This is a genomic window from Candidatus Dorea massiliensis AP6, assembly GCF_964245105.1.
GTDB classification, from domain to species: domain Bacteria; phylum Bacillota; class Clostridia; order Lachnospirales; family Lachnospiraceae; genus Laedolimicola; species Laedolimicola intestinihominis.
Genome location: NZ_CAXTKW010000005.1, coordinates 205,953 through 216,673, shown reverse-complemented (window position 1 = coordinate 216,673; position 10,721 = coordinate 205,953). Strand labels below are relative to the sequence as shown.

Genomic DNA, 10,721 nt, shown 5'->3' with positions numbered 1-10,721 from the left:
AGGAAAAGAATCGTATCTACTATGAGCTTTATCATTTGGATGGCACAGAGGACATTCCGCTTGATTACAACGAGATTAACCTTGTATGTATCAGACCGGACGGAGCATACGAAGCCCCTGCAACGGTTGAGACAGCTTTAAGGACAGCAAGGAAACGATTGTCGGAGCTTGATGATAATTTCCACTTCCACACCCTGCGACACACTTATACCACAAACCTGCTCTCAAATGGAGCAGCACCAAAGGATGTACAGGAATTACTTGGACACTCGGATGTAAGTACCACTATGAATGTCTATGCACACGCTAACCGAGAAGGTAAGCGAAACTCAGCCCGACTACTTGATAAGGTGGTTGGAGAATAAAATCGAATAAGAAAAACTTTCCCTTGTAGATACCTCATAAGGGCAAAAACAAGGGAAAAGGATACATATAGAGTGGCAAGGCATACCGCCAAGTCGCATAAAATAAGGAAAGTTGAGATTTTAGTTATACAAATTAAAATTTCTGAAATTAAAGGAGGAACTATATGGCATTTTTTGCAAGCGCGATTGATACTTTGAAGATCCTTGTGATCGCCCTGGGCGCAGGTCTGGGCGCATGGGGTGTTGTAAACCTTCTCGAAGGTTACGGAAATGATAACCCAGGTGCAAATGCTCATGTGCGGTAAAGTAATAAAAAGATTTAGGTAGCCGCCTTAACTATTCCTAAATAAGATAATATGCACAGTATTTTCTCGTAAATAGAAAATAAATTATTGCATTTTACCAATTATTATGTTAAAATGACAATGTAACAAAGAGCTATGTATTTTTAAGGAAAGGGAGGAACTTATGAATTTAAGAAAATCTATTTTAGCACTTTCAGTAGTAGCTGGAATTGTAGCTGCTCCAATGACTGTATTTGCCGCTCATACTCATAGTTGGGGTTCTCCCCAGTACTATGGATATGAAGATGAAATGCCTGGTATATATGATGACTGGGATAAATGTGCGACACGTCATGTATATAATTACAAACAATGTTTAATTTGTGGAGAAGTAAGCATTTATGAAGTTGAGACGATTGAAATGTCTCACAAATGGGTGAATGGTGCATGTGTATATTGCAACAAAGGTTACGCGAAAGAGATAAATTAACATAGTATCATTACCGGCAAGTTTATAATCAAAAAATAGAAAGCATTGAGAATATTTCAAAATTTCTTGAAAGTACTCTCAGTGCTTTCTTTGATAATATGAAAGGAGAAATAAATGCAAAAAAAACAACTTTCTGTATTAGTACTAATTATTTTATGCTTTTTATTAGGATGTAACAGAGAAACACCAAAAGATGAATCTCAACAAAATTATGAAGATGAATCTAATATTTCTAAAACAAATGGAGAAGAACTTGTAAATATAAACAGTGAATTGTTAGGTTCGACTCCTTTTGATATCCAAATCGATAAAACAGCATTGCAGACTAGAAAAGAAACAGAAACAGAAGTTACAATAAAGACAAATTTAACAGACTGGGGTTATACTGTTTCTTCTGAAAAAGGGAAAATATCTGATATAAATAAAAATTCATTCATATATATAGCACCTAAAGATGAGAGGGATGATACTATAAAAATACAATTATCGGACTATGAAAATGGCATATCATATGAATATACAATTCCACTTATTTTTGCGGGAAACAATGAACATTCTTTAGATAAATTCAAGGAAAATCTTTCAAGATTACCTAATAGTTAGTAAAGAGTCGATAGACTAAAGTACCACCATCCTCTTTTATTTCAACTGAATATCCATCCCGCCGCACCGCAGCGGCACATGAAGCAGTAAATCCGAAAAAGATTTGCTGCTTTTTTTGCGTCCATTTTTGGCAAATTTCCAAAAGTTCCGTATTAGACAGTGAAACCAAAAAAGGCTGCCATTTTTTTCAGACAGCGGGCAAAACGCAGCTTCCGAAACGCCTTATTGTCGGGAAAGACCGAGCCGCCGGAAAAGTTCTTGCCGGAAAGTCCGTCCATTCTGCTCTTTTGTGGTTTGTAGGGAGTAAGGGAAAAACGCCAGCCCGCAGCCTTTTATAAAAAAAGCTGGTTATAGATTTTCTGAAAAAGTGGCAGTAGCAAGTGAACGGCAGGCCGGCAGTTTCTTAGAGCAAGATTCTACCGAGGTGCCAAAATTCGCTTATCGCTCATTTTGCCCCTGCGGGAATCTTGTTGGGGAGTGCCTTCCCCAAACCCTGCTTATGCGGCTTGCGCCGCTGAAAAACCCCTCAAAATATTTTTCGGATTTTTCAAAAACAGTTCCGCTTCACACCCTGTTTTTCTCCTATTAGTGAGAGGACACCACGCACAGAAAGGAGGTCAACCACCTATGAAACGATACAACACGCCGCACCGCAGCCGGGTAGTCAAAACACGCATGACCGAGGAAGAATACGCCGAGTTTGCCCAGCGGCTTTCTGCTTACCACATGAGCCAAGCCGAGTTTATCCGGCAAGCCATAACCGGGGCAGCCATACGCCCCATCATAACCGTTTCCCCCATCAATGACGAGCTGCTTGCCGCTGTCGGGAAGCTGACCGCCGAATACGGGAGGATCGGCGGCAACTTAAACCAGATAGCCCGGACGCTGAACGAGTGGCACAGTCCCTATCCGCAGCTTGCCGGGGAGGTACGGGCGGCGGTTTCCGACCTTGCTGCCCTAAAGTTTGAAGTCTTGCAGAAAGTGGGTGACGCTGTTGGCAACATTCAAACATATCAGCTCTAAAAACGCCGACTATGGCGCAGCGGAAGCCTATCTCACATTTGAGCATGACGAGTTTACCATGAAAGCCACCCTTGATGAAAACGGGCGGCTGATACCGAGGGAGGATTACCGCATTTCTTCCCTCAACTGCGGGGGCGAGGATTTCGCTGTTGCCTGTATGCGAGCCAATCTCCGCTATGAGAAAAACCAAAAACGGGAAGATGTGAAAAGCCACCACTATATCATCAGCTTTGACCCACGGGACGGGACAGACAACGGCTTGACCGTAGACCGGGCGCAGGAGCTGGGCGAGCAGTTCTGCAAGGAGCATTTCCCCGGACACCAAGCCCTAATCTGCACCCACCCGGACGGGCATAACCACAGCGGGAATATCCATGTGCATATCGTCATCAACTCCCTGCGGATTTACGAAGTCCCGCTTCTGCCCTACATGGACAGACCAGCCGACACGCTGGAGGGCTGCAAGCACCGCTGCACCAACGCCGCTATGGAATATTTCAAGAGCGAAGTCATGGAAATGTGCCACCGGGAGGGGCTTTACCAAATCGACCTCTTGAACGGCAGCAAGGAACGGATAACCGAACGGGAATACTGGGCGGCAAAGAAAGGGCAGCTTGCCCTTGACAAAGAGAACGCCGCCAGAGAAGCCGCCGGACAGCCGACCAAGCCCACCAAGTTTGAAACGGACAAGGCGAAGCTGCGCCAGACGATACGGCAGGCACTTTCCCAAGCTGGCAGCTTTGACGAGTTTTCTTCCCTTTTGCTGCGGGAGGGTGTGACCGTCAAGGAGAGCCGGGGGCGGCTTTCCTACCTCACGCCGGACAGGACAAAGCCTATCACAGCCCGAAAGCTGGGGGACGATTTTGACAAGGCTGCTGTCCTTGCCCTGCTCACGCAGAACGCCCACAGAGCTGCCGAACAGACCAAAGCCATACCCGAATACCCTGCCGCAGTTAAAAAGCCGTTACAAGGGGAAAAAGCTGCAAAAACCACCCCGGCAGACAACACCTTGCAGCGCATGGTTGACCGGGAAGCCAAGCGAGCCGAGGGCAAGGGCGTGGGCTATGACCGCTGGGCGGCAAAGCACAACCTAAAGCAAATGGCAGCTACCGTTACCGCCTATCAGCAGTACGGCTTTTCCTCCCCGGAGGAACTGGACGAAGCCTGTTCTGCCGCCTATGCCGCCATGCAGGAAAGCCTTGCGTGGTTGAAGCAGGTGGAAAAGACGCTGAACGGGAAAAAGGAGCTGCAACGGCAGGTGCTTGCCTATTCCAAGACCCGCCCTGTCCGGGACGGGCTGAAACAGCAGAAAAACGCCAAAGCAAAAGCAGCCTACCGTCAGAAGCATGAAAGTGACTTTATCATAGCAGACGCAGCCGCCCGCTATTTCAGGGAGAACGGCATTTCCAAGCTGCCGAGCTATAAATCCCTGCAAGCAGAGATTGAAAGCCTTATCAAAGAGAAAAACAGCGGCTACAACGATTACCGGGCAAAACGGGAGGAGTACCGCCGCTTGCAGACTGTCAAGGGCAATATCGACCAGATTTTACGCCGGAGCGAGCCGCAGCGCAGAAAGGAGCAGAGCCATGAACGGTAATATCCCCCGCATGGACTACCGCCAGTACCGGGCAGCCCGCCGCCTTGTGCATGAGTGCTGCAACTATGACAGCGGGAACTGCCTGCTGTTGGAGGACGGCGAGCCTTGCGTGTGTGTACAGAGTATCAGCTATTCGCTGCTCTGCCGCTGGTTTACCGCCGCTGTCCTGCCCCTTGATGAAGCACTGGAAAGGGCGCACTGAACGAACTGGACGCTGCCGGGCTGCTGGAACGCAGACGGACGGGCTTTTCTGCCGCCAACCGTCTGTATGTGAAAGTGCCGCCTATCCCAGTGGTACAGTTTTCCGACCAACTGACGGACGGAAAACCGCCCCTCATAAGGGCGGGAAACCGACCAACTGACAGCCGGAAAACTGACCTTATGACGGTCGGAAAACCGTCCCCTAACCAAACTAATATAAACAACCTAATAGAGAGCCAAACAAAAGGAGCGAGTGAGGGGCAGCCCCCCGCCGCTTATGGCAGATATAAAAATGTATTTCTTTCTGACACAGAACTTTTGGAGCTGGAACAGGACTTCCCCGGCAAGTGGGAGTATTACCTTGACCGCCTTTCCTGCCACATCGCTTCCACCGGGAAGCAGTACCAGAGCCATGCAGCCACCATTTACAAGTGGGCGCAGGAGGACGCTGCCAAAGAGAAGCCAAAGAAAGGCATACCGGACTATTCATTCAAGGAGGGAGAAAGCCTATGACCGATACAATCCACAACACCATACTGCCTATGACCGACACCACAGCCGAGCCGGAGGATTACACCGGGGAGGACGGGCTTTTATACTGCGGCAAATGCCGGAAACCCAAAGAAGCCTATTTCCCGGAGGGCAAGACCTTTTTCGGGCGTGACCGCCACCCGTCAGAGTGCGACTGCCAGCGGGCAGCCCGTAAGGAACGGGAAGCCGCCGAGAAGCGGCGCAGCCACCTTGAAACGGTGGAACGGCTGAAACGGCAGGGCTTTACAGACAAGACCATGCAGGACTGGACATTTGCCAACGATAACGGCAGCTGCCCGCAGATGAAGAACGCCGCCGGATATGTGGCACGCTGGGAACAGATAAAGGACGGGAACTACGGGCTGCTCTTGTGGGGCAGGGTAGGCACTGGGAAAAGCTATTTTGCCGGGTGTATTGCAAACGCCCTCATGGAGCAGGAAGTCCCGGTGTGCATGACAAACTTTGCAGCAATATTAAACGACCTTGCCGCCAGCTTTGCGGGCAGGAACGAATATATTTCCCGCCTTTGCAGCTTCCCCCTGCTCATCATTGACGATTTTGGAATGGAGCGTGGCACAGAATACGGTCTGGAACAGGTCTACAATGTGATTGACAGCCGCTACCGGAGCAGGAAGCCGCTGATTGTGACGACCAACCTCACGCTGGAGGAATTGCAGCACCCGGAGGACACCGCCCACGCCCGGATTTATGACCGCCTGCTTGAAATGTGTTCCCCTCTCTGCTTTACCGGGGAGAATTTGAGGAAAGCCGCCGCACAGGGAAAAATGGAACAGCTGAAACGGCTGCTTGCCGGAAAGGAGATTTGCCTATGACCGACACCCAGAGAAACAAACGCCCTGCCCGCCGCCCGGACTGCGTGACCGAAACGAGGATAGGCAACACAATCCTTGTGGTGTCTGGCTTTTTCAAGGAGGGGGCGACCGACACCGCCGCTGACAAGATGATGAAAGTGCTGGAAGCAGAAGCCGCCGCCGGATATTTGACCTGTGATAAGCCTGATTGAAAAACCGTCATTTTTACCGACCGTAAAGAAGCAGATTTGACGCTTTTGCCGCTATACAGACAGCCGCCCCATGTGGTACAATCAAGGTACGGAATAGTGGGGCTGGCTGTCGGAAACGGAGGAATTTATGTTAAGACAGACCACCCAGCAACTCATTACCGCCCTTTACCCAAGACTGTCCCATGAGGACGAGCTGCAAGGCGAGAGCAATTCCATTTCCAACCAAAAGAGGATTTTGGAAACCTATGCCAAACAGAATGGATTTTCTAATCTGCGCTGGTACACCGACGACGGTTATTCCGGTGCGAACTTTCAAAGACCCGGATTTCAAGCCATGCTTGCAGACATTGAAGCAGGGAAAGTCGGGACAGTTATCGTCAAGGATGACTGTGTAATAATAGAACCAACACAGAAAGACCTTGAAAATCAAGGCTTTGTGGCTGGTTCTATTTGTTTTTGACCCGAAACAAAAAGAATTTCAATCATATAATGCAATCTGCGCCGCTGGCAGCGTAACGGAGGAAATGCCAGATCAGAAAAGAATAGTATTGAACATAGAGCGGTTATCTGCCGTCAGGAGAAATCCTGGCTGGCGGGTAACCGCTCTTTTTTTGTTTCTGCCGTTACTGGCAGAAGCAAAAAGTAAGCAATGCAAGGAGGTTGTGTGAAGTGAAGAATATGTTGCTAACGAGTACAGCGCCGTAAGGGAGGTGGTTGAGATGGCAGTTTTCCGGGTAGAGAAAAACGCCAATTACACAACCATGTGTAACTACCATCTGAGGGATCAGACACTGAGTCTGAAAGCAAAGGGGCTTCTTTCCATGCTTCTCAGCCTGCCGGATACATGGCACTACTCTGTGAGAGGACTTGCGGCAATCTCCTTGGAAGGTGTAGACGGTATTCTCACCGCGCTGAAAGAGCTGGAAACACATGGCTATCTGGAACGCCGTCAGCTTCGTCAACCGAATGGCCGCTTAGGACAGACAGAGTATGTGATTTTTGAAAAGCCGAGATCGCAGCCGTGCATGGATTCACCGTGTACGGAAAAGCCGGATACGGTAAGCCCGAATACGGTTCCGCCGGATACGATAACTCCCGCACAAAGAAGTAAAGAAGGATCAAGTAAAAAACAATTAAGTACAGATGAGAAGGGAAAAACAGTATCACAACCTTCTCGTCACCGGTACGGAATGTATGAGAATGTACTTCTTTCGGACGAAGAATTGCAAAAACTCCAGGCTGAGTTTCCAGCAGACTATCAGAGCCGCATTGAACGATTGTCGGAATATATGGCTTCCAGCGGAAGGCGCTATAAAAATCATTTGGCTACCATCCGCAGTTGGGCAAGACGAGATTCCAAACAGTCCAAACTGCCCGCATATAGTCATGATAACTACCGGTACAAGGAGGGAGAAAGTTTATGAATACAATGTTCGATTTTCTGGATCGTATTCAGGTTCAGAAAGAACCTAGACCGGAGCAGTATCTCGGCGAAGATGGACTCCTCTATTGTGGGAAATGTCATACGCCGGTTCAATGTCGGATCACATTTGAGGGCAAAGAACGGATCATGCCCTGTATCTGTAAATGCCAGAAGGAAGAACGGGAACGGCAGGAACAACGCATGAAGGAGGAAGAACAGCTGCTCTACGTTCGCCGTCTGAAAGCGGCAGGTATTCAGGAGCGGCATCTTCAGGATTGGACGTTTGCGTCAGCGACAGATACTCCCAGCATCCAGATGGCGAAACGGTATACGGAAAATTGGAAGAAAGTCAAGGCGGAAAACCTTGGCCTTTTGCTTTGGGGCGATGTTGGAACAGGAAAATCATTCCTGGCCGCTTGTATTGCTAATGCATTGTTGGAAAAAGGTGTTCCCGTCCTGATGACCAATTTTTCCAAAATTCTAAACCAGATGGGTGCCATGTATTCGGATGAGCGGTATCGCTATATTGCTTCTTTCAACCGCTTCTCTCTGCTGATTATTGATGATCTTGGAATTGAGCGGAATACCGAGTATGCGTTGGAACAGGTTTACGCTGTTATTGATGAACGCTATAAGACAGGGCTTCCATTGATTATCACAACAAACCTGACGATTAGCCAGCTCCGTAATCCTGAAGATGTGGCACACGCCAGAATTTACAGCCGGGTACTGGAAATGTGTACGCCGGTACACGTTCCGGGGCATGACCGGCGAACTACGATTGGAAAATCAAAGCAGGAACTGGTCAAGGAGGTGTTGTTCTCCTAGTAAAAAACGGCTGTACAGCCGGGAAAGAGAGGGTTTTATGAATGCCTGTAAAAAAATCTGAACGGGTTCAGGAGATTCCGCTCTCTGAATTACATCCGTTCAAAAATCATCCCTTCCGGGTGGTGGATGATGAAGCCATGCAGCGTACAGTGGAAAGCGTAGCACAGTTTGGCGTGTTGGCTCCAGCGCTTGCCCGTCCACGTCCGGAGGGCGGGTATGAATTAGTGGCAGGTCATAGGCGCATGAGGGCTTCGGAACTTGCTGGACTTGAAACGATGCCAGTGATTGTCCGGCAGATGGATGATGATACCGCAACCATTGCCATGGTGGACTCCAATCTTCAAAGGGAAACGCTTCTCCCCAGTGAGCGTGCGTTTGCCTACAAAATGAAGATGGAGGCGATGGCTAGAAGGGCTGGAAGACCGTCTAAGGAAAATTCCGGCCAAGTTGGCCGGGATTTTCAGGGAAAAGAGTCTAGGGAGATTATTGCTGAGCAAACCGGTGAAAGCGCCCGTCAGGTTCAGCGATTTATCAATTTGACCAATCTGATCCCCGAGCTTCTGGATATGGTGGATCGTAAAGAAATCGCATTCAACCCGGCGGTGGAATTGTCTTTTCTGAAAAAAGAGGAACAGCAAGGTTTCCTGGAAGCTATGGATTACGGACAGTCCACTCCATCGTTGTCTCAGGCACAGCGGATTAAAAAGCTCAGTCAGGCAGGGATGTGTACCCAGGAAGCTATGAACACGATTATGAATGAAGAGAAAAAGAGCGAATTGGATACGGTCACGCTCAAGAATGACGTACTCCGTAAGTATTTTCCGCGCTCTTATACTCCAAAGCAAATGCAAGATACGATTATCCGGCTGTTGGAACAATGGCAGAAAAAGAGACAGCGGGATCAGTCAAGGTAAAGGAGAACAAATATGCTCAACAAAAATGAAATGAATGCTAAAGCCAATGCTGCGGACGTAGATGTGGACTTGCTTGTAGCAGGTATCGGAGAAATGCTGGATGGAATCCGGCATTGCCTGAAAGCTACCGATCTGCACAGCAGTTCAACAGACAGCGATTACATTCTGATGGTCGCTGCGCTTCCGGGGAAAGGTATCCAGGTAAAAGACGTCACCGAATGTTTTGATGTGCTGAAATGCTTCGGCACAGACGATTCCGTGATTCAGGCTCCGGACTGTGATTTGCTTATGAGCTATGACGAACGGCAGATTTTGGTGCTGGATGGTCGGAAATATCTGGTCGGTCCCGCTATCTTCTATGATGTGGACGGTGACGGTGAGGACGTTTCTGTGACTGCAGAGGACATTTACGATGTACAGCGCATGGTAGCTAGCCGCACGGTAATTCTTTGTGCCGACGGGCAGGACTTTCCGGCGCTTCTGCTGAATGGTGAGGTATGAAGAAATATGAGATGATTTATGCCGATCCGCCCTGGCGTTACCGCAGCGGCAAGGTACAGGGAGCCGCAATCAATCATTACGCTACAATGTCAGATGAGGAACTATATCAGCTTCCCGTTGCAGAAATTGCGGCAGATAATTGTGTATTGCTTCTGTGGGCAACCTTTCCAAAGCTCCCGGAAGCCCTTCGGCTAATTGAAGCGTGGGGCTTCCAGTACAAGACAGTCGGCTTTGTATGGGTAAAGACAAATCCATCCGGAAACGGCTTTTTTCTCGGCCTTGGCTGGTGGACACGCAGTAATGCTGAGATATGTTTGCTGGCAGTCAGAGGGAAACCAAAACGTCAGTGCGCCGGTATTTCTCAGCTGATTATCAGTCCCAGAGAGCGGCACAGTAAAAAGCCGGATATTGTTCGTAATCTGGCGGTTACGCTGGTGGGTGATGTACCGCGCATTGAGTTATTCGCAAGGGAAACGTCTACCGGCTGGGATGTCTGGGGAAATGAGGTGGATTGCAGCATTACGCTGACGCAATCGGAAGGAGATGTGCATGAGTAACGGAAAAACGATTGGTGAACTGATAGAAGAAATGCGTCTGAAAGCTGGCGCAAAGGAGTATCACGGACATGAGTATATGGCACTGGAGCGCTTTGCTGACGATACCCGCCATATGATTATCTTTGATGTTCTGACAAAAGATTCTCCTGTTGGATGGCAAGGTGAGCGAACCCGTTTGTTTTTAACGGATGAAGGGTATCGAAAATCCCTCGAAAATCAGGAAAAAGGTCACATCAAGATTTTAAGCCATGCCCGTGTAGTGCAGGGACACCTGCATTACGATAAAAAAGAACAGATTCGTTGATGCCGGAATGGTAGTTTTTCTACCTGATCCGGCATCTTTCATTTTTCCCCGATTCCGTGTTCGGGTTAAGGAGGTG

Annotated in this window: 17 protein-coding genes and 3 pseudogenes; 19 read left to right on the top strand and 1 reads right to left on the bottom strand. The window is 48.6% G+C overall.

The window, feature by feature from the left end; all coding sequences use genetic code 11:
* The 4 genes from ACESZP_RS07395 to ACESZP_RS07380 form a co-directional block, all read left to right on the top strand.
* Window positions 1-365: tyrosine-type recombinase/integrase (locus ACESZP_RS07395; RefSeq protein ID WP_499708551.1), on the top strand; the 365-nt coding region annotated here is incomplete at its 5' end.
* Between the two features lie 164 nt (window positions 366-529).
* The gene (locus ACESZP_RS07390; protein ID WP_025577957.1) at window positions 530-670 is read left to right on the top strand and encodes a Maff2 family mobile element protein; all 141 of its coding nucleotides are present in this window, start codon (window positions 530-532) and stop codon (window positions 668-670) included.
* A gap of 163 nt (window positions 671-833) precedes the next feature.
* A complete protein-coding gene (locus tag ACESZP_RS07385) occupies window positions 834-1,139 on the top strand; it encodes a hypothetical protein (protein WP_002569240.1) in 306 nt (101 codons plus the stop codon).
* A gap of 114 nt (window positions 1,140-1,253) precedes the next feature.
* On the top strand, window positions 1,254-1,742 hold the full coding sequence (locus ACESZP_RS07380; RefSeq protein ID WP_002569239.1) for a hypothetical protein: 489 nt from the start codon (window positions 1,254-1,256) through the stop codon (window positions 1,740-1,742).
* Between the two features lie 152 nt (window positions 1,743-1,894).
* Here ACESZP_RS07380 and ACESZP_RS07375 read toward each other — a convergent pair whose 3' ends face one another.
* Window positions 1,895-2,020: a hypothetical protein gene (locus ACESZP_RS07375; protein WP_007037420.1), complete on the bottom strand. Its 126-nt coding sequence runs from the start codon at window positions 2,018-2,020 to the stop codon at window positions 1,895-1,897.
* A gap of 89 nt (window positions 2,021-2,109) precedes the next feature.
* Here ACESZP_RS07375 and ACESZP_RS07370 point away from each other — a divergent pair, with 89 nt between their 5' ends.
* The 15 genes and pseudogenes from ACESZP_RS07370 (at window position 2,110) to ACESZP_RS07300 (ending at window position 10,645) form a co-directional block, all read left to right on the top strand.
* Window positions 2,110-2,331 (top strand): hypothetical protein, encoded by a 222-nt coding sequence (locus ACESZP_RS07370; RefSeq protein ID WP_156327584.1) that lies wholly within the window; start codon window positions 2,110-2,112, stop codon window positions 2,329-2,331.
* 38 nt (window positions 2,332-2,369) lie between these two features.
* Entirely contained in the window at window positions 2,370-2,765 is a 396-nt protein-coding gene (locus ACESZP_RS07365; protein ID WP_002594236.1) for a plasmid mobilization protein, read from the top strand.
* Window positions 2,737-4,362, top strand: coding sequence for a relaxase/mobilization nuclease domain-containing protein (locus ACESZP_RS07360; protein ID WP_142410547.1), 1,626 nt, complete (start codon window positions 2,737-2,739; stop codon window positions 4,360-4,362). Before ACESZP_RS07365 ends, ACESZP_RS07360 begins: the two co-directional genes overlap by 29 nt.
* Window positions 4,352-4,558, top strand: a pseudogene (locus tag ACESZP_RS07355) (cysteine-rich VLP domain-containing protein); the annotation flags it as partial. The gene ACESZP_RS07360 and the pseudogene ACESZP_RS07355, both read left to right, overlap by 11 nt.
* A 269-nt stretch (window positions 4,559-4,827) precedes the next feature.
* Window positions 4,828-5,076: pseudogene (locus tag ACESZP_RS07350) on the top strand (replication initiator protein A); the annotation flags it as partial.
* The gene (locus ACESZP_RS07345) at window positions 5,073-5,927 is read left to right on the top strand and encodes an ATP-binding protein (RefSeq protein WP_002594232.1); all 855 of its coding nucleotides are present in this window, start codon (window positions 5,073-5,075) and stop codon (window positions 5,925-5,927) included. The pseudogene ACESZP_RS07350 and the gene ACESZP_RS07345, both read left to right, overlap by 4 nt.
* Complete coding sequence (locus ACESZP_RS07340; RefSeq protein ID WP_002594231.1) at window positions 5,924-6,118, top strand: transposon-encoded TnpW family protein; 195 nt, start codon at window positions 5,924-5,926, stop codon at window positions 6,116-6,118. The genes ACESZP_RS07345 and ACESZP_RS07340 overlap by 4 nt, the downstream gene beginning before the upstream one ends.
* A 127-nt stretch (window positions 6,119-6,245) precedes the next feature.
* Window positions 6,246-6,503 (top strand): annotated as a pseudogene (locus ACESZP_RS07335) (recombinase family protein); the annotation flags it as partial.
* A 34-nt stretch (window positions 6,504-6,537) separates the two neighbouring features.
* Window positions 6,538-6,786, top strand: a complete 249-nt coding sequence (locus ACESZP_RS07330) for a hypothetical protein (RefSeq protein ID WP_499708563.1) — start codon at window positions 6,538-6,540, stop codon at window positions 6,784-6,786.
* Between the two features lie 51 nt (window positions 6,787-6,837).
* A complete protein-coding gene (locus ACESZP_RS07325; RefSeq protein ID WP_009259764.1) occupies window positions 6,838-7,542 on the top strand; it encodes a helix-turn-helix domain-containing protein in 705 nt (234 codons plus the stop codon).
* A gap of 5 nt (window positions 7,543-7,547) precedes the next feature.
* The gene (locus tag ACESZP_RS07320) at window positions 7,548-8,369 is read left to right on the top strand and encodes an ATP-binding protein (RefSeq protein ID WP_442872347.1); all 822 of its coding nucleotides are present in this window, start codon (window positions 7,548-7,550) and stop codon (window positions 8,367-8,369) included.
* Between the two features lie 41 nt (window positions 8,370-8,410).
* On the top strand, window positions 8,411-9,283 hold the full coding sequence (locus ACESZP_RS07315; protein ID WP_009259766.1) for a ParB/RepB/Spo0J family partition protein: 873 nt from the start codon (window positions 8,411-8,413) through the stop codon (window positions 9,281-9,283).
* A 12-nt stretch (window positions 9,284-9,295) separates the two neighbouring features.
* Window positions 9,296-9,784: a hypothetical protein gene (locus tag ACESZP_RS07310; protein WP_009259767.1), complete on the top strand. Its 489-nt coding sequence runs from the start codon at window positions 9,296-9,298 to the stop codon at window positions 9,782-9,784.
* On the top strand, window positions 9,781-10,341 hold the full coding sequence (locus ACESZP_RS07305) for an MT-A70 family methyltransferase (protein ID WP_009259768.1): 561 nt from the start codon (window positions 9,781-9,783) through the stop codon (window positions 10,339-10,341). Before ACESZP_RS07310 ends, ACESZP_RS07305 begins: the two co-directional genes overlap by 4 nt.
* A complete protein-coding gene (locus tag ACESZP_RS07300; protein ID WP_009259769.1) occupies window positions 10,334-10,645 on the top strand; it encodes a DUF5720 family protein in 312 nt (103 codons plus the stop codon). The genes ACESZP_RS07305 and ACESZP_RS07300 overlap by 8 nt, the downstream gene beginning before the upstream one ends.
* The last annotated feature ends 76 nt before the right edge of the window (window positions 10,646-10,721 follow it).